This is a genomic window from Pseudoalteromonas sp. SR45-1 (assembly GCF_014163655.1).
GTDB lineage: Bacteria > Pseudomonadota > Gammaproteobacteria > Enterobacterales > Alteromonadaceae > Pseudoalteromonas > Pseudoalteromonas distincta.
Window position 1 is genome coordinate 120,606 of sequence record NZ_JACJDR010000005.1, and the last position, 25,001, is coordinate 145,606.

19 protein-coding genes and 1 pseudogene are annotated in these 25,001 nt (G+C 40.4%); 9 read left to right on the forward strand and 11 right to left on the reverse strand.

Features of this window, described 5'->3' with window-relative positions; all coding sequences use genetic code 11:
• Window positions 1-14 precede the first annotated feature (14 nt).
• Both H5089_RS07140 and pepA read right to left on the reverse strand, forming a co-directional pair.
• Window positions 15-461 (reverse strand): DNA polymerase III subunit chi, encoded by a 447-nt coding sequence (locus H5089_RS07140; protein ID WP_002962020.1) that lies wholly within the window; start codon window positions 459-461, stop codon window positions 15-17.
• 149 nt (window positions 462-610) lie between these two features.
• Window positions 611-2,122, reverse strand: a complete 1,512-nt coding sequence (pepA, locus tag H5089_RS07145; RefSeq protein ID WP_024595639.1) for a leucyl aminopeptidase — start codon at window positions 2,120-2,122, stop codon at window positions 611-613.
• 309 nt (window positions 2,123-2,431) lie between these two features.
• On the opposite strand from pepA, the gene lptF reads away from it, so the two are divergent.
• Window positions 2,432-3,544: an LPS export ABC transporter permease LptF gene (gene lptF, locus H5089_RS07150; RefSeq protein ID WP_002962016.1), complete on the forward strand. Its 1,113-nt coding sequence runs from the start codon at window positions 2,432-2,434 to the stop codon at window positions 3,542-3,544.
• Window positions 3,541-4,608 (forward strand): LPS export ABC transporter permease LptG, encoded by a 1,068-nt coding sequence (lptG, locus tag H5089_RS07155; protein WP_182711847.1) that lies wholly within the window; start codon window positions 3,541-3,543, stop codon window positions 4,606-4,608. Before lptF ends, lptG begins: the two co-directional genes overlap by 4 nt.
• A gap of 80 nt (window positions 4,609-4,688) precedes the next feature.
• On the opposite strand, the gene H5089_RS07160 is transcribed toward lptG, so the two are convergent.
• The 3 genes from H5089_RS07160 to H5089_RS07170 all read right to left on the reverse strand — a co-directional run bounded on the left by H5089_RS07160 (window position 4,689) and on the right by H5089_RS07170 (window position 7,509).
• Window positions 4,689-5,189 carry an RDD family protein gene (locus H5089_RS07160; protein ID WP_002962012.1) on the reverse strand — a complete coding sequence of 167 codons (501 nt, stop codon included), beginning with the start codon at window positions 5,187-5,189 and terminating at the stop codon, window positions 4,689-4,691.
• Window positions 5,190-5,359: 170 nt separating this feature from the next.
• A complete protein-coding gene (locus H5089_RS07165) occupies window positions 5,360-6,124 on the reverse strand; it encodes a DUF6515 family protein (RefSeq protein WP_182711848.1) in 765 nt (254 codons plus the stop codon).
• Window positions 6,125-6,369: 245 nt separating this feature from the next.
• Window positions 6,370-7,509, reverse strand: coding sequence for an alkene reductase (locus H5089_RS07170; protein WP_182711849.1), 1,140 nt, complete (start codon window positions 7,507-7,509; stop codon window positions 6,370-6,372).
• Window positions 7,510-7,589: 80 nt separating this feature from the next.
• On the opposite strand from H5089_RS07170, the gene H5089_RS07175 reads away from it, so the two are divergent.
• The 6 genes from H5089_RS07175 to H5089_RS07200 all read left to right on the forward strand — a co-directional run bounded on the left by H5089_RS07175 (window position 7,590) and on the right by H5089_RS07200 (window position 16,304).
• Window positions 7,590-8,507, forward strand: a complete 918-nt coding sequence (locus H5089_RS07175) for a LysR family transcriptional regulator (RefSeq protein ID WP_220486921.1) — start codon at window positions 7,590-7,592, stop codon at window positions 8,505-8,507.
• 133 nt (window positions 8,508-8,640) lie between these two features.
• Window positions 8,641-10,002 carry a TolC family protein gene (locus H5089_RS07180; RefSeq protein ID WP_182711851.1) on the forward strand — a complete coding sequence of 454 codons (1,362 nt, stop codon included), beginning with the start codon at window positions 8,641-8,643 and terminating at the stop codon, window positions 10,000-10,002.
• Window positions 9,999-11,144 carry an efflux RND transporter periplasmic adaptor subunit gene (locus tag H5089_RS07185; protein WP_182711852.1) on the forward strand — a complete coding sequence of 382 codons (1,146 nt, stop codon included), beginning with the start codon at window positions 9,999-10,001 and terminating at the stop codon, window positions 11,142-11,144. The genes H5089_RS07180 and H5089_RS07185 overlap by 4 nt, the downstream gene beginning before the upstream one ends.
• The gene (locus tag H5089_RS07190) at window positions 11,144-14,332 is read left to right on the forward strand and encodes an efflux RND transporter permease subunit (protein ID WP_182711853.1); all 3,189 of its coding nucleotides are present in this window, start codon (window positions 11,144-11,146) and stop codon (window positions 14,330-14,332) included. Before H5089_RS07185 ends, H5089_RS07190 begins: the two co-directional genes overlap by 1 nt.
• Window positions 14,332-15,015 (forward strand): response regulator transcription factor, encoded by a 684-nt coding sequence (locus H5089_RS07195; RefSeq protein ID WP_024596691.1) that lies wholly within the window; start codon window positions 14,332-14,334, stop codon window positions 15,013-15,015. The genes H5089_RS07190 and H5089_RS07195 overlap by 1 nt, the downstream gene beginning before the upstream one ends.
• Entirely contained in the window at window positions 15,012-16,304 is a 1,293-nt protein-coding gene (locus H5089_RS07200; protein WP_182711854.1) for a HAMP domain-containing sensor histidine kinase, read from the forward strand. The genes H5089_RS07195 and H5089_RS07200 overlap by 4 nt, the downstream gene beginning before the upstream one ends.
• 384 nt (window positions 16,305-16,688) lie before the next feature.
• On the opposite strand, the gene H5089_RS07205 is transcribed toward H5089_RS07200, so the two are convergent.
• Window positions 16,689-17,546 (reverse strand): MBL fold metallo-hydrolase, encoded by an 858-nt coding sequence (locus H5089_RS07205; protein ID WP_024596687.1) that lies wholly within the window; start codon window positions 17,544-17,546, stop codon window positions 16,689-16,691.
• Window positions 17,547-17,733: 187 nt separating this feature from the next.
• Window positions 17,734-19,617, reverse strand: a complete 1,884-nt coding sequence (locus tag H5089_RS07210; protein WP_182711855.1) for a propionyl-CoA synthetase — start codon at window positions 19,615-19,617, stop codon at window positions 17,734-17,736.
• A 186-nt stretch (window positions 19,618-19,803) separates the two neighbouring features.
• On the opposite strand from H5089_RS07210, the gene H5089_RS07215 reads away from it, so the two are divergent.
• The gene (locus tag H5089_RS07215) at window positions 19,804-20,205 is read left to right on the forward strand and encodes an NUDIX hydrolase (protein WP_024596686.1); all 402 of its coding nucleotides are present in this window, start codon (window positions 19,804-19,806) and stop codon (window positions 20,203-20,205) included.
• On the opposite strand, the gene H5089_RS07220 is transcribed toward H5089_RS07215, so the two are convergent.
• From H5089_RS07220 to H5089_RS07235, 4 genes and pseudogenes are all read right to left on the reverse strand, one after another.
• Complete coding sequence (locus H5089_RS07220; RefSeq protein ID WP_182711856.1) at window positions 20,206-21,303, reverse strand: polysaccharide lyase family 7 protein; 1,098 nt, start codon at window positions 21,301-21,303, stop codon at window positions 20,206-20,208.
• Window positions 21,304-21,555: 252 nt separating this feature from the next.
• Window positions 21,556-22,319: pseudogene (locus tag H5089_RS07225) on the reverse strand (substrate-binding periplasmic protein).
• A gap of 206 nt (window positions 22,320-22,525) precedes the next feature.
• Window positions 22,526-24,361 (reverse strand): DUF4105 domain-containing protein, encoded by a 1,836-nt coding sequence (locus tag H5089_RS07230; protein ID WP_182711857.1) that lies wholly within the window; start codon window positions 24,359-24,361, stop codon window positions 22,526-22,528.
• Window positions 24,362-24,440: 79 nt separating this feature from the next.
• On the reverse strand, window positions 24,441-24,923 hold the full coding sequence (locus H5089_RS07235; protein ID WP_002962856.1) for a DUF3015 domain-containing protein: 483 nt from the start codon (window positions 24,921-24,923) through the stop codon (window positions 24,441-24,443).
• Window positions 24,924-25,001: the final 78 nt, after the last annotated feature.

Here is a 25,001-nt window from a genome sequence, read left to right on the forward strand (position 1 = left end):
GTTTGCCTGATTGGCTAGCTATTAATATCTTGCGTGGTGAGATTGGCACCGAGTTGGCGTAGCTTTTTAAAACGCTCGCGGGCTGCTTGCTTAGCAGCTGGTTCTACGGGTACAAAATCAAAAACTTGGTTAAACCGACGAATGTAATCCGGTAACTGAGTAGCCAAGTTAATTAAAACTTTACGATTGCCAACAGGTGGCGTAATACCAATTTCTACAGGTGCGCCGCCTTTAGGGCCTTCACCTTGTAAATTATGTGGCACAAAACTATCTGGATCGAATGCCCAAATTATTTCATCAATGGCACAGGCTGCTTCGTTATCGTTAACACAAATAAACACACGCTGCCCATTTCGATACTGATCGGCTGCAATTTGAGCTGCCAATGCAAAATGATCGTCAGCCTTCGCTTTAGACTCATCTTGTTGCTTTAGAACGAAAAATTTAGCGTTCATGTTCATTGTATCGGGGTTTCCCATGACATTGAATGTATACCAAATTGATATACACAAATTAAGAGGCAGATTTTGCCATATAACGGGGTTTGCTTCAATTAATACACAAATAAATAAGGCGCCAAATGGCGCCTTATAAATAGCTAAATAGATTATTAATCGTGCGTAGCTTCGCTTACACCCGCTCGATTTAATAAATACTGAGTAAGCATAGGAACAGGACGGCCCGTTGCGCCTTTTTTAGCGCCACTGCGCCACGCTGTACCGGCAACATCTAAATGTGCCCAATTATACTTTTTAGTAAATTTAGATAAGAAACATGCCGCAGTAATAGTACCCGCAGAGCGTCCACCTAAGTTCGTAAAGTCAGCAAATGGGCTTTCTAGTTGATCTTGATAGTCATCCCATAACGGTAACTGCCATGCACGGTCGCCACTTTGCTCAGACGCTTTTAATAAATCGTGCGCAAGTGGGTTATGGTTTGATAGTAAACCAGTAGCATGCGCGCCAAGGGCTACAATACACGCGCCAGTTAGCGTTGCTACGTCAATAACCGTATCTGGATTAAAGCGTTCAACATATGTTAGTGCGTCACATAATACTAAGCGGCCTTCAGCGTCGGTGTTTAATACTTCAACTGTTTGCCCTGACATTGTTGTTAAAATATCACCTGGACGATACGCATTTGAGCCAGGCATGTTTTCACAACCCGCTAAAACACCAATAACGTTAATCGGCAATTGCATTTGTGCAAGTGCACGCATTGCGCCAATAACGCCTGCTGCTCCGCCCATGTCGTATTTCATTTCGTCCATGCCTTCGCCTGGTTTTAATGAAATACCGCCTGAATCAAACGTTAGGCCTTTACCAACAAGTACAATAGGGGCTTGGTCATCAGCGGCGCCTTTGTAGTTAATAATCGACATAATCGATTCGTTATCACTACCTCGGCCAACAGCTAGGTAAGAATTCATACCAAGTTCTGCCATTTGCTTTTCGTCAATAAGATCAACAGTGATGTTGTCAAAATCAGTTGCCAGCTCTTGTGCTTGTTCACCTAAGTACACAGGATTACAAATATTTGGTGGCATATTAGCTACGTCTTTACATAGCTTACTACCTGCTGCAATGGCTAAACCATGCTCAATAGCGCTTTCGCCAATAGTTAGTTCGCGTCGTGTTGGTACGTTAAACACCATTTTACGCAGTGGACGGCGAGGGTCTACTTTTTTACTTTTCAGTTGGTTGAACGTATATAAGCAGTCTTGCGTTGTCTCAACTGCCTGACGTACTTTCCAGTAGGTGTCGCGACCTTTAACGTGTTGCTCTGTTAAAAAGCAGACTGCTTCCATAGAGCCCGTTTCGTTTAAGGTATTAATAGTTTTAGAAATGATTTGTTTATATTGCTTATCATCAAGCTCACGCTCTTTACCACAACCAACAAGCAATATGCGCTCGCTTAATACATTAGGTACATGATGCAATAATAAAACTTGGCCTGGCTTACCTTCTAAATCGCCACGGCGAAGTAAATTAGAGATATAACCATCACTAATTTTATCGAGTTGTTCACCAATGGGGGATAACCTACGTGGCTCGTAAACGCCAACCACAATACATGCGCTGCGCTGTTTTTCTGGGCTACCACTTTTTACGTTAAATTCCATTGTTACTCCTGGTTTTGAGTCGTTTAAGTTACTAAGTTGGGGCTAAAAAAGTATTTTCTAGTCTTATCTACGTAACTTATGTAAGGATAATTCTTATTTTAGCTGATTTTGTTAGACTCTTACTGTGTAATTGAACTTTATATGCTTAAGGGCTACTAATGCAACATTATATCGTGCACTTAGGTAGGATAATTAATTTTGATGGCTTATAATAATAGCCTATTTGCCGGTATTAATTGGGTAAAATAGCTATTTAACTATTCAATTCTCACTATCGTAGTGAAATTCCATGTTTAACAGGGGCGAGCATTGCTAATTTTCCGTTATTTGACCGCTGAGGTTTTAAAATCGCAGGTCGCCGTATTTTTAACTTTGATGACAATATTTTTGTCACAAAAGTTAGTTGGTATTTTAGGTGATGCCTCTGAGGGCAGCATTCCTGCTAAATTAGTGCTATCGATGATTGCACTAAAACTTCCACAACTAGCCTCGCTAATACTTCCGCTGAGTATATTTTTAGGCATTATTTTAGCCTACAGCCGTATTTACGCCGATAGCGAAATGACCGTACTTAAAGCCTGTGGCGTAAGTGAATGGTATGTTGTGCGCGTAACACTTATATCAAGTGTAGGGCTTGCTATATTAGCCGCAGCACTGACTATGTATATTGCGCCGTGGGCAAGCGAGCAAGAGTATCAATTAAAAGAACAAGCCAAAGCCGATGCGGGGCTATCCGCACTCAGAGCTGGGCGGTTCCAAGAAACCGGTAACGAAAAAGCCGTGGTGTTTATTCATAATATTGAAAAGGGTGGCAAAGAGCTCAATAAGGTATTTGTTGCACAGTTACCCGATAGCGAAAAAGGCAACCTAGCGCGCTTAGTATATGCAGAGCAAGGTGTTGTGGTTGAAGCCGTAAATGGTGAGCAACAGCTCGTGCTAACAGACGGTAAACGCTACGAAACAGATGGCACAACGCCTGCACTTAACTTAACAGAATTTGATGGTTACAGCGTACAAATACGAGAACAAGAAATAGAGCACCAACGCCGTAAATTAGAGGCTGTGCCTACTAATCAATTACTCGCCATTAATACTCCTGAATCTATTGCTCAATGGCAGTGGCGACTCGCTATTCCATTATCAATTCCGTTACTTACCTTACTGGCAGTACCGCTAAGTGTGGTTAATCCTCGCCAAGGTAAATTTGCAAAACTAGTGCCTGCTATAAGCTTGTACTTAGGCTATTTTATTTTACTAAATGCCGCTAAATTTGCAGTTGAAGATGGCAAAATTCCGCCTTCAATTGGCTTGTGGTGGATTCATCTAAGTGCCTTGTTTATAGGTGGATTATTAATTATAAAAGGGCGGCCGTTGGGCGCTTGGCTTAAAGCCGTTGTAACTAAGCGGGAGTTAGGCTCATGATGAAAACGCTTGATTGGTATTTAGGCCGCAGTATTTTACAAACTACCGGCTTTGCATTGTTGGTACTTGTTGGTATTAGCACCTTAATTAAGTTTATCGACCAGCTAAAGTCGGTAGGGCGTGGCAGTTACGATTTAATGACCGCAATGCTTTACACGCTTTACACAATACCTGGCGATTTAGTGGTGTTTTTTCCGATGGCTGCGCTAATTGGTGGCTTAACGGGTTTGGGGGCACTTGCCTCAAACAGTGAGCTGGTAGTGATGCAAGCGGCTGGTATGTCGCGCTTACAAATAATTGGCTCTGTGATGAAAACGGCCATATTAATGGCTGTATGCATGATGGCACTTGGCGAATGGGGTGCACCTGAAGCGCAATTACACGCCAAAGAAATGCGTAACCAAGCAATACATGGCGGCGATGTATTTAACACACAAAAAGGTGTATGGGCTAAAGACGGCAGCAATTTTATTAATATTGAAGATGTTGACGAAAACGGCAGGCTCAATGGGGTACACATGTACCACTTTGACAAATCGTTAGAGCTTACCCAAATCACTAAAGCAAAAGATGCACTGAGCCGAAAAGATGGCTGGCTACTTCGTGACGTAAATAAGGTTATTATTACTAGCGAAAAAACCACAACAGAGCAATTACCTGAAGAGTTTTATTCTTCGCAATTGACCGCTGAAAAGTTAGGGGTCGTTTCGGTAAAACCAGAGTCACTTTCATTTACTGGGCTTTGGTCGTATTTAACTTACTTAGAGCAAAACGAACAAGACACCAGTACCTACGAGCTCGCTCTGTGGCGTAAGCTTATGCAGCCTGTATCTGTAGCGGTAATGCTGCTGGTGGCGCTCTCGTTTATATTTGGCCCACTGCGTACCGTTACTATGGGCGCACGTATTATTATGGGTGTTGTAACGGGGATCGTGTTTCACTTAACTAATGAAATATTTGGCCCTGTAGTTATGGTTTACCAAATACCTGCCATTATAGGGGCGGTATTACCTAGTATTATATTTATAGGCTTTGCGACATATTTGATGAATAAACGGGTATAGAGTACCTATTCAAAGTATGAAAAAGGGTGACCAGTGGTCACCCTTTTTGCTTTTTAATTACCAGTTTTGGAAAGCAGGTATTAATCAAGCTCACTATAAATACGTCTGTTTTCTTCTTTAGTAAGTGCAATAACTTCTGTTTTAGAGATGTAATCTTGCAGTGCTTTTTTGTTTTTAAAATCGACTAACACCACCAAATTACCTAGACCGAGTAAAGCGCTAACGCTGCGGATAATTGATTGCGGCCAGCTAATTAAATTACCTTCAAGAGTTTGTACTTTTAAACGCCATGCACGCATGCCAATGGTTTGCCCGCTTTTAGTCCAAAAGTAGCCAAAAAATACTAAGCTAACAATAATTAAAAGAGCGGTACGAATACCCGAAAGAAGATTTGAATTTTGAATAAATGCAGATACATCCTCTGCGCCATTTAAACTAATTACATCGAGAGAAATAAGCCCCTGTACTGCAAATAAATACAGCACTACAGTTAACATCGCAAACGCAATAATGGCTAACGTATCGTAGACCAACGACGCAAAACGGCGCCAAAAACCAGCACGTGGAAACTCACCCGACATAATTACACTCTCACTATTAATATGCGAGCTAGTTTAACAAAAAAGCTTACAAATACTAAGACATGTTAATGTTTAGAGAGAATTGATTTTATTGCTGTAAATTACTACCTACGGAGGGGAATGAAAAAGACCCTACTATTTACAGTAAGGCCTTTTAATTTATAGCGAGTTTAACCTAGCTTAATGGCAAGGTATTTTATGTCGTCACCACTTATTTGCGGTAAAAAATAAATATCGCCGTATTTAAAATACTGCTGTGAGTTAATTATTACGGCCTGTGCTGTCTGAGGCAATGAATCGTAAGTTTGGCCCAAGCTATAGTCATTCACATTACCCACTTTTACTGCCTGATTAAGGCGAGTTGATGGCTCATCAACAACCGTATAACCATCATTATCCGCAATGTAGTACACATTTTGATAAGTGTAGTAAGTCGTATTATGGTGTTTAAAATGCCTGTAATTTCTTGGTAGCGTATTTATACGCAGGCCTCTAGGTGGTTTAACAACATGGTAGCCTCTTTTAGCTTTACGGTAATAAAGGCCGTCGTTAAACGTAAACGAAATACCATTAAATCTGATTGATGCGCTATTGCGTGGTAAATGGTTTATAAATCGATTTTTTCTGTAAGTGACTGAATTGTGATGGCTTGTTAAGTAGTTATATTTTCGCTGGTTGTAGCGGTGTAGTTCACGCTTTTCCTGTTTGTACTTAGCAAGTTTACGTTTTTCTTGCTTACGGTCTTCTCGTTTTTCTTTTTTATGCTCAATACGCTGCTTTTTTTCATGGCGGCGTTCATCGCGTTTATATTCAACACGTTTGTCGTGATCGCGTTTAAAGCTTTTATCATTCTCTCGCTCGTTTTGTGCTCCAAGCGCAGAGCCTGATACTGCGCCAATGGCGAGCAGGGCAGGTAGTAAAAAAGTAAGTTTCATAGTATTGCCTCGTTTATGTTTTTACATAACTGGGTTCAATACTAGCGGCTCAAACTGAATGTTAACTGACATACAACAGCAAACGGAGTTATGCTTACAGCTTTTTACATTTTACTGACGGTTCTTGACATAATCTCTAGTTTTTGACGATTTTAGGAATATTTTAATATACCAAAATGATTAGTCGTGTCATAAAAAATGGCTATTAAATTAGTAATTAAGCCTTCCTTGGCTTTGCTGGTTAATTACTTTTGATAAAAAGGATAATCGCTATAACCTACTTCAGTACCGCCATACATAGTGGCTGCATCAGCTTCGTTAAACGTCCAATTATTTGCTATACGCTCTGGTAAATCAGGGTTAGCTATAAATGGGCGACCAAATGCAAATAAGTCACCGTAACCTTCACCTAAAATACGCACTGCTTTTTCTACTGTGTATTTACCTGCATAAATAATGCGCCCTGAAAATTCAGCTCGGACTGCTTTATAAAATTCTTGTGGTAAATCGGGAGCGTTATCCCAATCAGCTTCCGCAATCGATAAGTAAGCAATACCTGCTTGCTCAAGCACTTTAACGGCCTGGATATAAGTGTGATGAGGGTTTGATTCAACAAGCCCTAAATACACTCGTGTTTCATCTGTGCTTTCAAATAAAGGAGCAAAGCGAACACCTAAACGATCAGAGCCTACAACGTCACTTACCGCTTCAACTATCTCATTTAAAAAGCGCAGGCGATTACTAAGCGTTCCACCGTATTGATCGTCACGGTTATTAGTATGCTCAGAAATAAACTGATTAACTAAATACCCGTTAGCACAATGAAGCTCCACACCATCAAAGCCAGCTTCTAAAGCATTGCGTGCAGCTTGAGCGTACATGTTTACCAGTTCACCAACCTCAGTAGTACTTAATGCACGAGGCTCACTTGGGTCAGCCAATGCGCCTTCACCAGGTGCGGTTTCAATAAATACTTTTACATTGTCAGCAATAATATCTGAAGGACCAACCGGTTTACCTGAATTTGGTTGTAGTGTGGCGTGCGATACGCGCCCTACATGCCAAAGCTGAGCAAAAATAACACCGCCTTTAGCGTGTACTGCTTGTGTTACTTTTTTCCAGCCTTCAATTTGTGCTTGCGAGTGAATACCTGGGGTCCAAGCGTAACCTTGCCCACGAGGTTCTATTTGTGTGCCTTCGGTAACCATAAAACCAGCCGATGCACGCTGCGCATAATACTCAGCCATTAATTCATTAGGAATATTGCCAGGCTGAGTGCTGCGAGAGCGAGTAAGAGGAGGCATCACAATACGGTTTTTAAGTGTAAAAGGGCCAAGCTCAATTGATGAGAATAAAGGAGCGGTATTAACTAAATCTGATTTCATTTTAAATTCTCTTATAAAGCAAACAAAGGCTTAAATAGTGGTTAAGCAACATTGGCAGCATAGAGATTTAAAGATACAATTTGAAACAACACTTTTTTGTGCAGCATACAATTATGAATGGTATCAGTCGGCTCGATATAAAGCAGTTAAGAGTACTCAGTAGCTTATTAGAACTGCAAAATCTTTCACAAGTAGCCAAAAAAATGGGGTTAACGCAACAAGCTATTAGTGAGCAACTACGAAAGCTACGAGACTTATTTGACGATCGCTTGTTTATTCGCCAAGGCAATAACATGGTTGCTACTCCTAAAGCGCAAGGTCTCAAGGCACCTATTAATAATATTTTAAAGCAATTAGAGTTGTTACTAGAGCCCGAGCAGTTTATCCCGCAAACTTATAAAGGTGTGTTTACCATAAGCGCAACCGACTACGCCACGCAGGCCTTATTGCCGCAATTATTTAATATTACCCGCCGCGAAGCGCCAGGTTTAAAGCTGATTGTGCGCGACTTTGCATCAGATAACGTTAATCAACTTATAACGGCAGGCGAGCTTGATTTGCTGATAAGCTTTCCAGAATTTATACCCGACAACCTTTCTTATATCACCTTGTTTGAAGAACAACATTTGTGTATTACCGGTATAGGTAACACTACTTACACTGAACCTTTGAGTTTGGCGCAATTTGCAAAGCATCCACAGCTAGTGGTGTCGCCATCTCGTGCAAATTTGCGCGGATCGCACGATCAGTGGTTTGAAAGCCAAGGGTTAAAACGTAATATTGTAATGTCGGTACCAAGTTTTTCTGCGGTGCCCGACATTTTACATACAACCGATATGCTCGCGTTTTACCCATCAAGATTATTACCAAACAGCAAAGTTAAACAGCTAAAAATAGAAGCTCTGCCCCCTACATTTAAAGTAATAGCCGCATGGCATCCGCGTACTAATAACAGCCCTATTCATAAATGGTTGATAGAGCAATTACAAAACTTATAACGATATAAAACATCTAAAGTGACTACTTTTTACTGTTAAATTAGCAACCCAATATTTAGATTAAATCATTTAACCCCTCCTTAACCCTCGACCTAATAAGCTATGTGTAATGGTACTAATTAGGCATAGTTAAATGGTTTATTTTAAAAAGCACTCAACCGGTTTTTTACTTGCACTTAGTTGTACGCTTGCTGCATGTAGTAGTCAGCCAAGCTATCAAGGTAATAGTACTGAGCGGTCGCTAAAGCAACATACAAACTGGCAGTACACGCAAAGTAACGCACAGCACGTAAATTACATTACCGATTTGGTGAATATAGAAGGGCTTGATTCGCTTATTGAGCAAGCTGTTACTAATAATCCATCGTTTAATCAAGTGCATGTTGCATTAAAACTAGCTTATGCGCAGCGTGATGTAACCGCTGCAAGTCAGTGGTTTAGTGTAGATGCGGGATTTGACGCGCAGCGCAGTGAAACCGAAGGCACGCAATATAGCTCATCAGTAGGTATAAGTTGGGAAGCTGATATATGGCAAAAAATTGCTGACAATGTAGCCGCGCAAGATATGACTATTGCCAGTAACCAAGCTACTTATCAAGGTGCTAAAGACACATTAGTAGCGAGTGTTATTCGTACTTATTTAAATATTATTTTGCAGCAAAATTTGCTCGATATAGAGCAGCAACGTTTAGTTGTTTTACAAAATAATGAGCAAAGTATTGTAGAGCGCTACCAATATGGGTTAGGTGATTTAGAAGCGCTTGATACCGCCCGTACTAGCACGGCATCTACCCGCGCGACCATTGCCGATTACAAAGAACAAATAGCAAAAGCAAAGCGTGCTTTAATGCTAATTGTAGGCACTGATAAACTTCAAAACCTGCCAAGTACATTAACTCTACCAAGCGTTATTGAGCCATTAAGTACCTTACCAGAGCAAGATTTAGCGCGCCGACCTGACTTACAAAGTGCCTATTACAACATTCAGGCAAAGCATTACTTGGTTGATGTATCGTACAAAGAGCTACTACCGAGTATTTCGCTTTCGGCATCACTGAGTGATTTAGCAAGCACGCCAAGCCAAGCATTATTAACTAGCCCAGTGTGGAGTTTATTAGGCAGTTTAAGTGCCCCTTTATTTGAAGGTGGAGCACTGCGTGCGCAAGTTGATATTGCAAAATTAAATGCCGAGCAAGCGTTTTGGCAGTACCAAGATACGCTGCTAAGTGCGGTAAACGAAGTTGAAAATGCACTCGGGCAGGAGCAATCATTAACCGAGCAGCAACTGCAAATTAGCAATGCACTTGCTAGCGCTAAACGCAGCTTTAGTAACTATCAAAGTAAGTATCAACAAGGTTTGGTTGATATTTTAGATTTGCTAACAGTGCAACAAAAAGTATACGACCTGCAAGCCCAGCTTAGCCAAATAAACTACACCCTTTTAACTAACCGCATAGATTTAGGCCTCGCTTTGGGCCTTGGAGTATCGTCATGAAAATTTCGCCAACACCGGTTGTTGTAACGCTTGTTGCTATTGTTTGTATAGGGCTTGCTATTATGTATAACGGTCAAAAAATGGCTGAAAAAGCAAATAGTCCACAACCTGCCGCTATTAAAGCTATTGCCCCAAATATATCGGTAATTAATGCAGCTCCGAGCACTTATCAGGCTTATGTTAGCGGCCACGGTGAAGCTAAAGCGCATTGGTCACTTAGCTTAAAAGCACAAGTTAAAGGCGAAGTAACCAGTATGAGCGAGCAATTTTCGACCGGTAACTTAATAACTAAAGGGCAGGTGTTTGCACAAATTGATGACACCGAATACTTACAAGCTCTAGCTAGCGCAAAAGCAACATTGGCTGATGCAAAACTAGCACTGCAAGAAGAACAAGATTTAGGTAATCAAGCAAAACGTGAATGGGATCGCTCAGGCGTTACGCAAGCGCCAAGCTCGCCGCTTGTATTTAGAACGCTACAACTAGAAGCCGCGCAAGCTACGCTCGATAAAGCACAATATGCACTTAAAACCGCACAGCGTGATGTAAATAACACCCAGTTAAGTGCACCATTTGACGCTGTTATTTTATCGCGCGATATAGATTTAGGTACTTATGTGAGTATTGGCGATACGCTTGCCACGCTAAACAGCACTGACAAAGTAGAAATAACGGTGCCGCTTTCATTAAGTCAGTGGCAAAACCTAGCAAATAATAAATCAGGCGATGTTATTTTAACTGATGTAACCACTAATACTAAATGGAACGGTTATATTGCACGTTTTGAGCAACACCTTGATGACAGCTCGCGCCAACGCAGCGTAATTGTTGCCTTAGATAAACCGTTTGAGCAAACAACGCCGTTACTGCCTGGTACATTTTTAGCGGTAGAAATTGCCGGTAAGCAGTTAAGTAACGTAATAAAACTGCCTGCTTCGGCGGTATCTCAAGATGGCTTAATTTGGTACGTAAATGATCAAAATAGCTTAGTAAGCACACACGCTAATAAAGTATTTGAGCGTGGGGATTACGTATATATTACGCCAGTAGATGGTGCTAAAAATCTAAAAGTGGTGGCGCGCCCACTTGTTAGTTACTTAAACGACATGAAAGTAAATCCAATAGTTGAGGAGATACAATAATGAGCCCTCATCAACCACCTCAAATACCCAGTAATAATAACCCGCTGCACGGTATTATTAATTGGTTTGCAAATAACTCTGTTGCCGCTAACTTATTGTTAGTTAGTGTGATTGTAATGGGTATTATGTCGCTTACGACTTTACGTAAAGAGGCTTTTCCGAGTTTAGAGCCAGATACTATTTCGGTATCGGTGGTTTACGACAGTGGCGATGCATTGCAAGCCGAAGAAGGAATAGCGTTAAAAATAGAAGAAGCGCTCGAAACCGTATCGGGTATTAAACGTATTACCTCTACATCCGATGCTAGCGGTAGCCATGTAAGCATTGAAAAAAGTACTGATTACTCACTCGATGAGTTACTTGTTGACGTTAAAAACCAAGTTGACGCTATTAATAACTTTCCGGCAGATGCTGAGCAACCTGTTATTGATAAAGCCCGTAGGCAAGATCATGCATTAACGCTGCAACTTTTTGGGGATGCAGATCGCCATACATTACAAAACCTGGGTGAAAAACTTAAAGCCGATTTATTAGCGCAATCAGGCATTAGCGACGTAGAGCAATCGGGTGTGCTCGACCCGATGATGTCCATAGAAATCGACGAAGGTAAATTACAAGCGTATGGCTTAACTATTAGTGATGTAAGTGAGGTCATTAATAATGAGTCATCAAGCCCGCTTTCGACTAGTTTGCGCGATAGCAGTAAAATTATACGCTTAAAAGCCGCCGACCAAGCTTACTGGCAGCGCGACTTTGCCAATATTGTATTGTTAACAACCGCATCAGGCACACAAATTAAGTTAGGAGATGTAGCCACAGTTACCGACTCATTTGCCGAAGATAGCAACTCATTAAGCCGTTATAACCAACAAAATGCCGTAGGCGTTGAAATTTTAATGGGCGATAACAGCGATATAACTACCATTGTTAAGCAAGCTAATAGCGTAATAGATAAATGGCACGAAAGCGGTTTATTACCTCAAAACGTAGAGCTTGAAAGCTGGCACGACAAAAGCACCATGATCACCGAGCGTTTATCGCTACTTACTAAAAATGCCGTAACCGGTATTATTATGGTGTTTGTAATACTTGCCATATTTTTAAACGTACGCGTAGCGCTGTGGGTTGCTGGTGGCTTGCCGTTTGTATTTTTTGGTACGCTTTATTTTATGACCGATGGCTACACCGCACTAACCATAAACGAAATGACTACCTTTGGCTTTATTATGGCGCTGGGCATAGTGGTAGACGATGCCGTTGTTGTAGGCGAGAGTATTTACACCACACGTAAAAAGCATGGCGATACATTAAATAATACAGTTTTAGGTACCATGAAGGTTGCTGTGCCAACAATATTTGGGGTGTTAACCACGGTGGCTGCGTTTGTAGCGCTTTCGAATGTGTCAGGTAACTTAGGTAAAATTTACTCTCAATTTGCCACTGTAGTGACTATTTGTTTACTGCTTTCAGTTGTTGAATCAAAACTTATTTTACCCTCGCATTTAGCCCACATTAGTACTAAACGCCAAGTTAAAAAAGGCTTAGCAGGTCTGTGGTCAAAAATACAACATGGTGCTGATAGCGGCTTAAGCTGGTTTAGCAAAAACATTTACTGCAAGGTTATTGAATTTTCACTGCGCTTTAGATACGCCGTAGTGGCTGCGTTTATCGCCTTTTTTATATTAGTTATTGGCATGCCGATGACAGGCACAGTTAAAGTTGGTTTTTTCCCAAGTATTGCAGGCGATACCGTAACAGCCGATTTGGTTATGCAAAACGACGCCGCTTATGGGCAAACAAACACAAACTTACTAACGCTTGAGCAAAGTGCATTACAAGCTGAGCAAAACTTAATGACTAAGTTGAACTCTGACAAAAGCGAAATAACCAGCCTACAAGTCATTAGTAGCAGCGACACCAGCGGTGAAGTAAGCGTTGAGCTATTAAACGAAGGCGCTTTTACAGCAAGCGAATTTGCTCAAGAGTGGCAGCGCGTAGCAGGTAGCCTTGAGGGCAGTAAAAAATTACAAATATTAGCCACGCGTAAAATGGTTGATAACTTTAAAGTTGAGCTTAAAGCGTGGGACGACGAAACCGTAATGGCGGCGGGCGCACTATTTAAGGAGCGCTTACAAAATACCGCAGGCGTTAACGGAATAGACGACAACTTAAACCCAGGTCAGCCACAACTTAAATTTACCCTAAATGCACAAGGGCGCGCGCTTGGCATGGATACAGCTAGTTTATCAAAGCAAGTACTGCAAGCCTTTGGTGGTGCAGTTGTACAGCGCTACCAACGTAATAAAGACGAAGTTAAAGTACGTGTACGCTACCCAGAAGATGCTCGTAAAACACCTGCCGATATAATGCAGTCGCGTATTCGCCTGCCTGATGGCACCGTTGTCCCTTTAGTTAACGTAGCCACAGTAAGCAGTGAATATCAGCAAGATGAAATAACCCGCATTGATGGACTTCGTGCAATTTATTTAAGCGCCCAAGTAGATAAAAACGTGATTGCTCCAAACGAGTTAGTTTCTAACTTAAAGCGCGACTTAATTCCAGAGTTAACACAGCAATTTCCTAACTTAAGTGTGTATTTTGCAGGAGAGGCAGAGCAACAAAGCGAAACCACCAGCTCAATGAGCACTATGTTTGTAGCCGCTTTATTAGTTATTTACGTGTTGCTGGCTATTCCGCTTAAATCGTACATTCAACCTATGTTGATTATGGTAGCAATTCCGTTTGGCATTGTGGGCGCTATTTTAGGACATTGGTGGAACGACTTAACCATTAGTATATTGTCATTAAATGGTATTTTGGCGCTCAGTGGGGTAGTTGTAAACGACAGCTTATTACTTGTTTCACGCTTTAACGAACTAGTAAAAGAAGAGAGCATGAGCACGCACGATGCCATAGTTGAGTCGTGTACGAGCCGATTACGTGCGGTATTACTTACCTCAATTACGACGTACGCAGGCTTAGTGCCGCTACTTAGCGAAACCTCAATGCAGGCACAGTTTTTAATTCCTGCTGCGGCATCACTTGGCTACGGTATTTTGTTTGCCACGGTTATTACCTTAATACTTATACCGGCATTATTGATGATTCAAACCGATGCTAAACGCGGTATTGATGCTGTGCTAATATCGCTAGGTGCTAAAAATAAAACGCAGGAAGTAGCCTCTTAATGATAAACGTACTACTGGTTGAAGACGACATAGATTTGGCAACCACCATTGTTGATTATCTCGAAATTGAGTCAATAGAGTGTGACCATGCAAGCAATGGCGTAATGGGTTTAAATTTAATAGAACGTAATCAATATCAAATGATTATATTAGATGTAAACATGCCCAAAATGGACGGTTTAACCATGTGTAAATCATTGCGTGAGCAAGGCATTGATATACCTGTATTAATGCTGACAGCGCGCGATAGCCTCGACAATAAGCTTGAGGGGTTTGCAGCCGGTAGTGACGACTATTTAGTAAAACCATTTGCGATGAAAGAGCTAGTAGCGCGGGTTCAAGTATTAGCAAAGCGTAAAAGTGGAGAGGTTAAGCGACTTACCTTTGCTAATTTAACACTTAATTTAACCGCGCATACAGCAACAGTGGCTGCGCACAGTTTAAAGTTATCACCCATTACTTTTAAGTTATTAGAAGTGCTTGTACGAGAGCAGCAAAAACCGGTAACCCGACAGGTAATTATGCAAGCAATATGGGGAGACGATCAGCCAGACAGCAATAGCTTAAAAGTGCATATTCATCATTTGCGTAAACAGCTAGAGCAAGCGCATTGCCAAGCCGTACTAGAAACAATACCCAGTGTAGGGTTTGCGCTAAAATTAAAAAATGGGACACAAGCATGAAAATTAGACCCAGCCTGAGGTTGTATTTTTTTGCCACCATGGTGCTTTTAAGTTCATTAATGGCAATTGGTTTTTCGTTTTTAAGTGTTAATTATTTTATTGATGGCTTAGACCGAGGGTTAAATGGCGTAATGCATGCGCTTTCGCAATCTACTGAGGTTAAAAACGGTGAACCTGCAGAAATGATTGGCTTTAAAATAGCGAGTCGCTGGGAAGACATGCCAAGCGAAATTCAGCAACGCTTTACAAAGCCTACAGAGATTGGCGTATTGCAAAAAAGCAAAGTAAAACCATCGTTTTTTTCAATGCCGGAAGACCTCTATTTTGTAGCGTATTTTCAAAACCCTGCAGGGGAGCCCCGTTACGTATCACGTATTATGCTTGAAAAAGAGCGCCTTAAAAAACAAAGCTCACCCGATAAACCTATAAAAAAGTTGGCATGGATAGCGTTAACAGGAGTTACGGCAATTGCTTTATTTACCTTCTTTTTGTTTATGGTAATGAAAAAAATAGCTAAGCCAGTAGAGTCACTACGCGGTTGGGCTAAGTCGTTAAATCAAAAGAATTTACAAAACACGCCGCCCGACTTTACCTATAACGAACTAAATACCTTGGCAACGTTAATACGCAGTAGCTTGCTTTCTGCTCACGACAGCCTTGAGCGAGAACAGCGCTTTTTAAGTTATGCGAGCCACGAGTTACGTACACCAATTTCGGTTATTCGTAGCAACGTTGAATTACTTAACCGCTTAAGCGAAAAAGCACCTTTAAGCGATAAACAACACCTTACACTGCAGCGAATAGAGCGCGCCGGTTTAACCATGAGCGATTTAACCGAGACGTTATTGTGGCTTAGCAGAAATGACGACCAGCAAAGTGCACCAGAGCCCGTAAACCTAGCCGAAAAAATAACGACCTTGGGTAACGAACTCGATTATTTACTCAATTCAAAACAAGTTGATGTACTTATAAATACCGATAACCAAAATACGACTATTAATACCGAAGCTACCGCATGTCACATTGTACTTACTAACTTAATACGTAATGCGTATCAGCATACACAACAAGGGCAAGTGCGAATTACTCAGCAGGGTAGCCGTGTAATTATAGTAAATAGCAGCGCACAAACAGATACGCCACACAGTGCTAATAACACAAACAAGCCCGCTAATATTGGCTACGGTTTAGGATTAGAGTTAAGCGAAAAAATAATAAAACGACACGGTTGGGTATACGAAGTAAACGACATGCCTGGGCGTTATGAAGTGGTGGTCGATTTTAGTTAATACGCTTTTTTTAATACTTAACCTGAACTCTGGTTAAGAGATTTACTAACATATTAAATCATAGTGATATTTAAATTTATTTTATCTAGCCAGAAATTTTCAGTGAAAACAAGGCGAAATTACGCGTCAATAGCTGGTCTATTGTAAGTAAATTCAACGCAGTTAGCGCTGAAAATAGCTGCTTGAGATAGATTTATTATCCAGAGTTTAGGTTACTTAGATTTAAAATGTAAAACCGCGCTAGGACATTGTAAAGGTGACTTATATGGCTTTTGACGTCTATTTAACTAATTAATAAGTACATTGGTACTGCGTTAAACACGCCAATACCAATGCTTACAATATTGAGTTTAGAGCTCAGAGCTTAGTCCACTGAGTTCAAACTTATAAATCGCTGCGCCAACCCATACCAGACTCTTCCATTAAACGCTCGTACACGCCTTCTATGTTAAGTGGTAACCATGCATCAAACTGTTTAAAGTCACTAAATTGGTCTAATTTTACATTTTGTTTAATTTCGTCAAGCGTATTACCGGCTAAAACGCCTGCGGTTACTTGGCTATACAAAAGCTCTAAATAACTTAAGTAACGCGCTACATCTGCTTTACTGCCAATATCGGCATGTCCGCCTACAAAATTATTAAAGTCATATTTGAGTACCGCTTGAGTTGAATTAATCATGCCTTGAATATCGTAACTCCACAGTTTTTGCCACGGCATTCTGCCAATAACAATCCAATCAACCACAAACAAGGTTTTTTGCTTTTCGAATAATATACTAACCGAACCACGACCATCGTTTGGACCATGGTAGTTAAGCTTTACTGTTGAATCACCAAGGGTAAGTAGTAGCTCGTTATCAAAAGTAAGGCTGGGCATTACCGTTTTCATTTGTGTGTTTTTAATATCTTGCGCGGCGAGTTTATGCGCCACAAAAGTGGTGTGCGGGCTTTTGAATACTTCGGCGCCGTAAATATGATCGCTGTGATTATGGCTATAAATTACATACTTTACCGGTACGTTATAGCGAGTTTTAATTTGCTCGTTTAACCAGATGGCGGCTTTTTTGTTAAGCGGGTCGGTAACAATTGCGCCCTCAGGAGTGATTAAAAATACTGAGCGGTGTCTGTCGTCTATAAAGCGGTGTAAGCCATCTCCTAAGTCTTCTATTTCATAGGCTTGTGTGGCAAAGCCTATAAACAATAGGGCTGTGGTTAATAGTTTTTGTAGCAAGCGGGGCATACACCATTCCTTTTTAAATTGATTAAATTAATAACGCTATTAAAAGAAGAAAGCATTAAGCAGTAAAAAATTTCAGCTATTGGTTAAATTAAAGCTTAAACTTAAGCTTAAGCTTAAGTAAAAGGATCAAATATAAGGATGAAATAAAAAGCCATTATAAAAATGGCTTTAGATAGCTTGGTTGGGTTTATCTTTGCGTTAGTTGTTGGTTTATTTCTTCAAAGATACTGGCATCATCTATGGTTGAAGGTATTTGTAGCTCTTCGCCATCAACCAATTGGCGCAAATTTTTACGCAGTATTTTACCCGAGCGTGTTTTGGGCAACCTATCTACGCTAACTATATTTTTAAGGCACGCAATAGCGCCAATCTGATTACGAACACTTAAAACAAGCGCTTCTTCCACGTCGGTACTTGAGCCCATAAAATCATTTTTAAGCACGATCATTCCCATAGGAAGTTGCCCCTTTAGAGGATCGTTCACACCAAAAACAGCGCATTCAGCAACAGCAGGGTGCGCGGCTACTATCTCTTCCATTTCGCCGGTAGAAAGCCTATGGCCTGCTACATTTATAACGTCGTCGGTTCTGCCCATAATAAATAGGTAGCCGTCTTCATCAATATAACCACCATCGCCAGATAAATAATAACCCTCGTATTCATTTAGGTAGCTTGCTTTAAAGCGCGGGGTATCTTGCCAAATTGTTGGTAGGCAACCCGGTGGAAGTGGCAGTTTAATTACCACGGCGCCTTGCTCGTTAGCTGCGCATTCATTGCCATCCATATCTAATATCCGCACGTCAAAACCTGGAGTAGGCACGGTAGAGCTGCCAGGTTTTGTTGCTAAGTACTCAAGCCCTACAGGGTTACAAGCAATAGCCCAGCCGGTTTCTGTTTGCCACCAATGATCGAGCACTGGCAGTTTGGTTTTTTCTTTAAGCCACTCATAAGTGGGAGGGTCTAACCGCTCGCCAGCTAAAAATAAACGTTTTAAGCTTGAGGTATCGTATTGATTAAAACCATCGGCATTGGGGTCTTCTTTTTTGATTGCTCTAAAGGCGGTGGGGGCACTAAATAATGCATTTACTTTATATTCTTCAACCACGCGCCAAAATGCGCTGGCGTCGGGGGTTTTAACCGGTTTACCTTCATATAATACGGTCGCACAGCGATACATTAGCGGTGCGTAAACTATATAAGAGTGCCCAACTACCCAGCCAATGTCAGACGCTGCCCAAAATACGTCGCTGGGCTTCATACCATAAACGGTTGCCATGCTGTATTGCATTGCCACTGCGTGACCGCCATTTTCGCGTACTACGCCTTTGGGTGTGCCTGTCGTGCCCGAGGTATATAAAATATAAAGCGGATCATCTCCATTTACAGGCACCGGATCTGCGCTTGCAGCTGTTTGCATTGCCTGAGTCCAATCTATGTCTCGTTTAGGCTTAAGAGTGGCGGTTACTTGTGGACGCTGATAAATAACGCAGTGTTCTACTTTGTGCGCAGCTAAGTCTATTGCGTTATCAATAAGTGGTTTGTATTCAATAACGCTGTTTACTTCAACACCGCATGAGGCGCTAAGTATAAGTTTGGGCTTGGCATCATCAATGCGTACAGCTAATTCGTGTGCAGCAAACCCACCAAATACCACCGAATGAATAGCACCAAGACGAGCGCACGCCAACATACCAATAACAGCTTGTGGGATCATTGGCATATAAATAACAACGCGGTCGCCTTTTGTAACACCTAACGATTGTATTACGCCTGCAAATCTAGCAACTTCTTGTTGTAGTTGTGAGTAGCTATAAGTTTGCTTTGTATTAGTGACTGGGGAGTCGTAAATCAGTGCAGTTTGCTCGCCAAATCCGGCAATAACGTGTTGGTCTAGTGCTAAAAAACTGGTGTTTAATTGCCCGTCACTAAACCAATGGTAAAGCCCGTCGTCGTCTTGTGTGTATGCTTTTGTGGGGGGGTTATACCACGGAATATTTTTACTTTGTTCGAGCCAAAATTGGGCTGGGTTTTGTTTAAAACCCTTATATTGCTGTTTATATTTGCCTGACATGTAAGGCTCCTAAAACTAAATTTGTGTGTGAGAGACCTTACAAAATGTAGGCTTTTTTTAGCAAGCAAGCTATTCGACCTTGGTCGGCTAAAAGTTAATCAATACACTGGTTTTAAAAATACAAAATTGACAACACAAAGCGTGTGGTTCAGCATGGCGGGCAGTAAAAATAAGAGAAAATACGATATGAGTAACGTAGTAAGAGTAGGGGTTGCGGTTATCATAAAGCATCAAAACACAATTTTACTAGGTGAGCGCATTGGCGCGCATGGTGCTAATACATGGGCAACACCTGGTGGACATTTAGAGTTTGGTGAAAGTGTTGAACAATGTGCAATACGAGAAGTGTTTGAAGAAACAGGTTTAAAGGTAAGTAAAGTTACTAAGCTTGATTTTACCAATGATATTTTTACAGCAGAGAACAAACACTATATTACGTTGTATGTAAAAGCTGATTTTGAAGGCGGAGAGCCTGAGCTTAAAGAGCCTAATAAATGTTTAAAGTGGCGCTGGTGCGATATTAATAATCTACCAACGCCACTGTTTACATCACTAAAAAATTACTTATCTGAGGCTGTACTAGCCTAGTTATTTTGTTGGCGGTGTCGCTGGGCTTAACTCTAGTTTACTAAAGCTTACTTGAGCGTAATCGCCATTTTGTTTATCTGTAGTCCAATCGCCAGTGCCTAAACAACCTGGGTACCAAATACCTTTAGCGCTCTTAGTGCTACATTGGTTATAAGCGCCGGCTTTAAAGTAATGCCAATCTGCAGCGTAACCATGTGGATGGTCTTTTTCGTCCACTTTGCCATAAGCATCTACGTTATTACCTAAGTTAATAGAGTAGTTAACGTCTTCTTTGCCTTGTGCGCTAAATGTAAGGTGCATAACATTTTTATACACATTTACCGTGTAGCTAAATTCTTCACCTAGTGCAATACCGGCGCTGCCTGGCTCGTTAGGGTTTTCCCATGTATTACCCCAAACAGGGTAAGTAATGTCTGTACGGTCAGGATTTGTTTTAGCTAAGTTACGTTCGTAGTTCCAAAAAACTGAGCCTGTTTTATGTCCTGGCCATTTTTTGTAATATATTTTAAGTGGTTCATTGCCCCAGCCATAACCAAGCTTGGTATCAATAAGTGCCTGATCTTTACCTGCGTGAATTTGCCCTACAACAACCGAGTAAGCCGCTTTTTTATCAGGATCAGTCGCACGAAGTGCAACGTGATCTACTTTTAACGTTGCTTCCATTTTTCCACCAACAGAACCAAATCGGTCAGATAGCGGGTGAACAGCTAAAGCAAAGTTGTTTTTAGAGTGTTTAGTTTTAATTTTAGTATTTGATCCACGGATCATTTGTCTAAGTTCACTACGGGTATTAGTAGAATTGGCACTTGTAAGCGCTTTATTAGGGGAGGTAAATACCATGTAGCCTTTATTATCAAGATAGAAAAAATCAGGGTGTGCGTAAGTCTGAATTTCTTCTACATCTATTTCATCAATTTTACCGTCGTTGTTTAAATCAACTGGTACATTTATTTTCCAGTGTGATAAATCAAACTTTGTTGCAGGTACCGGCGCATCGCTTTGCTGATTAGTGCTTTGGGTACTTGAACAAGCCGTAAAAAGTAGAGGTGTGATAACGGCTAAAGCCGTAAGTTTAAATGTGGATGTATTTTTTATCATTATTGTCTCTGTGTGATGAAGTAAAAATTGCGCGGTACAGGCGTCGCTTAACTTCAATCTAACATACCAATTTAAAAATTAAAACTTACCAATTTGTAGTTCTTTATAATTAATTGTTATTTTAATGACGGTGTTTTGGTTAACCAATAGGGTTGGTTAACGTTATTATGTTATTTAAAATTGTTAAACAGAGGTGTTTTTCATCATATTTGGTAGCGCTTGATGTTTGCTAATATACTTATTTAAATAGGTTTAATTTATAGAAGGAGGAAGAGGGAGTTGCCACTTTTTTAAATGGCTTGGTATTCGCCACTTACTTTTATAGTTTTTAATGCCTGCGAGATTAAGTTTGCTGTTTTATCGTCAAGCTGATTATTAGCAGCAAAATAGAGTATTGAAGGAAAATCAGCTAAATGAAGTCGTTTAGTTATTAAGTCTGGGTCGAGCCCTGACATTTTTAGTTCATTATCTAAGGTGAGTGTATTCATAAGGACAAAGTCAGTTCTACCCTTATAAAGCATTTGCCATGCCTGCTGATAATAACTAGCTAGTATTAAATTTTTATCTTCTTCAAACCCCATCTTTATTAAATATTTGGCACTCAAATATCCACGAATAGTGCCTACTTTATAAAATTTTGCATGATTTAAATGAGTTACTTCGTCTTTATGGCTTTTTAAACTAACTAGGTAGGCATCAGTAAAGTATACCGCTCCTAACCATTTAAACTGACTTTGCCTAGCGGGAGTTTTTAATAAAGAGAGCATAATTGTGTTTGGATTAGCTGCTAGCTGATGAAAGGCTCGTGCCATTGGCATTATTTCAAATTTAGCTTGTAGCTTTGCTTCTCTTAAAACAGCCTTAGCAATATCAACGGAAGCTCCGTCAGCTTCACCGCTTTTGTTTTTAAAATGGTAAGGGTGTAAATCTTCGGCAATAAAAGTAAGAGAGCTTACTGCCCTTACATTACTGCAAAAAATAAAAACGAAAATGAAAACTACAACACGCAGATACATAAGAGAATCTTTCTAACTACAATACTTTGAGTTTAAAGGGTCTTGTCTGAAATATATACTCAAATGTATAAAATAAGTAAATGAATAAGTATGTAGAGAGTCTATTGCATAATTAAAGAAGTGAAAATTGAACGTGTATTGAGTAAAGTTTTATATACCCACAAGCACTGTAAAAATAATTAAGCGCTTGTGGGTATATGCAATGATTAAAAGTAGTATTGAATTGCAAATTTAGCCGATGTACTACTTGTATACCAATGTTGGTTTTTAAGCTCAGTACGTATAGATAAATTACGTGATAAGGAGTAATTCCACTTTATTGCAAAGTCACTGTGTTTATCTGCTTGGCCATCTATTAACCATGTTATGTTTGCTGTAAGAGCGAGTTTATGACTGTTATTTATTTGCCATATTGCACCAGCTTCACTACCAATGCCTGTTGTTAGGTTGTCTGTTATGTCACCATTATTAAATTCAACTTGGCCAAGTAAATAGCCGTGTAACGTGTTTGGGTTACCGATTGATTTTCCGTATCCACCTTTAGCAAACCAACGACCTTGTTGAATATTATTAGGCTGACGATCAAAGCCCATTTTAAAGTTCCAAGACCAGCTATCAAACACGCGGTTATCGGGTGCAAGTGACATAGCATCTAATAAATAAAAATGCTCAAGGCGTGTGTTACCCCTGTCGCTTATGGCACCTTCAATATCAAAAAAGCTAATTTGAGCACCAGGAATAAATCCAGCTGAGCTATCTAATAAATCATGGTATGCAAGGCGATACGCAAAGCTTGTTAAGTCACTTTGATGGGCGTACTCAGTTCTTCCAAGCGTTACTTTAGAAGATCCATGACCTTGCTCTGGAGAAGCAATAGGACGACTTGGCTTAGTAAATGGCGAAGCTACTTTATATTTGCTGCGCATTAGTAGTAGCTTAGTTAGTCGCGGTGCAATTTCTTCACGCTTTAATGCTTTATCGTAAAATTCAAAATTTAACCATTCATACGCCATTTCTAATATTGCGACTAATTGCGACTGTGAGTAATTACGAGTATTGAGGGAGCCACCTTGCATTAACTCTCTTGCATCATCAAGTTGTTCGTTAGTCATTTGAGTAGAGTAATGGTAAAGCTTAGTGCCAAAAGCAGGGCGGTAATTAGGAGTTTGTAGTAAGTTGTTATTTCTTAGTACTGCAACGGTATCAGAGGGAATAGCTTGTATATTAAATGACGATGTTAAATCAAGATCCTCTTGTGCGAGTTGTAATAATGCAAGTAATTGATAAGAGCAGTTTTCATCAATAAAAAAGTAATCAAATGTAGCTGATTGTAGCTCCCATAAGTGCAATAAAATAAGCTCTACTTGTAGCTCAGATAAATTAAGTTTGTATTCCCAAATATCACGAGATTCTAAATCATTATATTCGCGTACTTTTTTATAGTACGGCATAAGCGAAAATTTACCAGGATAGCTGCCAATCAGGCCTTTTAGTGCGTACATAGCTGCATTGTCTGAGCCGTTTGGTTCTGCTGCAAAATTAACTGCGAATGCGAGCAACTCTTTATGGCGGGTCTGATCTTTTGCATCAATACGAAGTAAGGTGTGACCAAACATTGATGATGGGCTATTCATAAATGCAGTAGGAAAAACTAACGTAACCCCTTTTGGGTTTATTATTTTTTGCCACGCCTGAAGCTCTGGGCAATTAAGCGCGGGCCAGTTATTTTTAATTTTTGTTTTTAGCCATTTATAGCGTGCTGGAAACCGACAGCGAGATTGTGTTGTTTTTGGGTCAGTATTTTTACCACTAAATGCGGCTATAGTGGCTTCAAGTTCGTCCAGTGGACTTGTTTTACCTATAGGAGATAAAAAAAACTCAGCACTATCTACTTCACTTTTCCAACCACCTAATGTGGCCCCACGGTAATGACCTAATTTGAGCCAGTAAGGGTCGGTTGCTAAGGTGTCATTTTTAAAACTTTGAGCGTTTACGTAAGTACTAAACAGCGCAATTGATAAAACAAAGAATATTTTTTTCATAATCACTAAACAATAAAAGCCGCTAGAGAAATACTCCAGCGGCTTTATTTATACGTATAAAACCGGCTAATTTAGCTGATTAAGAAAGAGTATAAGAAGCAAGTTGTGCGTTACTTGCAAGAACAGTGTTTAGGTTTTCTAAAACTGTTTGCGAAGTTACGTTTTCAGAAGTAAATACTGAAGAAAACTGTGCTTGAGCAAGCGCGTTGAATGCTGCTTTATCTTGATCTGCAACACCCCAAGCTTCAGCTAGAGTAGCTAAAGTTTCGCCTTCACCTTTTGACATATCACGAGCAAGTTGCTCCATGTTACCGTCAATGAATAAAGCAATTTTTTCTGAAGACGTTACTGTACCAGTACCATCACAACCTAAAGTACCAAAAGTGATACCAAAAGTTTGGTTACCAGAAGTACCGTTTGTTGTAGCGCCTAAAATTTTAACGCCTTTACCTTGCTGACCTGCAAATAACATAGAACCAAGACCACAACCAATATCTTGGTCAGCCATTGCATTTGAGAAAGGTAGTAAAGATAGTGCAGCTACTGCGATTAGTTTTTTCATTTTCATAAATCCATATATGATTGTCTTTATTTAGGGTAAATAAAGTTCGCGAAAGATTCTAACAGACTTGCAGAGAAA

Bases quoted from the DNA above. Each gene is read 5' to 3' on its own strand.
- H5089_RS07140 (WP_002962020.1), bottom strand. From the start codon at position 461: ATGAACATGAACGCTAAATTTTTCGTTCTAAAGCAACAAGATGAGTCT.
- pepA (WP_024595639.1), bottom strand. From the start codon at position 2,122: ATGGAATTTAACGTAAAAAGTGGTAGCCCAGAAAAACAGCGCAGCGCA.
- lptG (WP_182711847.1), top strand. From the start codon at position 3,541: ATGATGAAAACGCTTGATTGGTATTTAGGCCGCAGTATTTTACAAACT.
- H5089_RS07160 (WP_002962012.1), bottom strand. From the start codon at position 5,189: ATGTCGGGTGAGTTTCCACGTGCTGGTTTTTGGCGCCGTTTTGCGTCG.
- H5089_RS07165 (WP_182711848.1), bottom strand. From the start codon at position 6,124: ATGAAACTTACTTTTTTACTACCTGCCCTGCTCGCCATTGGCGCAGTA.
- H5089_RS07170 (WP_182711849.1), bottom strand. From the start codon at position 7,509: ATGAAATCAGATTTAGTTAATACCGCTCCTTTATTCTCATCAATTGAG.
- H5089_RS07180 (WP_182711851.1), top strand. From the start codon at position 8,641: ATGGTTTATTTTAAAAAGCACTCAACCGGTTTTTTACTTGCACTTAGT.
- H5089_RS07185 (WP_182711852.1), top strand. From the start codon at position 9,999: ATGAAAATTTCGCCAACACCGGTTGTTGTAACGCTTGTTGCTATTGTT.
- H5089_RS07190 (WP_182711853.1), top strand. From the start codon at position 11,144: ATGAGCCCTCATCAACCACCTCAAATACCCAGTAATAATAACCCGCTG.
- H5089_RS07195 (WP_024596691.1), top strand. From the start codon at position 14,332: ATGATAAACGTACTACTGGTTGAAGACGACATAGATTTGGCAACCACC.
- H5089_RS07200 (WP_182711854.1), top strand. From the start codon at position 15,012: ATGAAAATTAGACCCAGCCTGAGGTTGTATTTTTTTGCCACCATGGTG.
- H5089_RS07205 (WP_024596687.1), bottom strand. From the start codon at position 17,546: ATGCCCCGCTTGCTACAAAAACTATTAACCACAGCCCTATTGTTTATA.
- H5089_RS07210 (WP_182711855.1), bottom strand. From the start codon at position 19,617: ATGTCAGGCAAATATAAACAGCAATATAAGGGTTTTAAACAAAACCCA.
- H5089_RS07215 (WP_024596686.1), top strand. From the start codon at position 19,804: ATGAGTAACGTAGTAAGAGTAGGGGTTGCGGTTATCATAAAGCATCAA.
- H5089_RS07220 (WP_182711856.1), bottom strand. From the start codon at position 21,303: ATGATAAAAAATACATCCACATTTAAACTTACGGCTTTAGCCGTTATC.
- H5089_RS07230 (WP_182711857.1), bottom strand. From the start codon at position 24,361: ATGAAAAAAATATTCTTTGTTTTATCAATTGCGCTGTTTAGTACTTAC.
- H5089_RS07235 (WP_002962856.1), bottom strand. From the start codon at position 24,923: ATGAAAAAACTAATCGCAGTAGCTGCACTATCTTTACTACCTTTCTCA.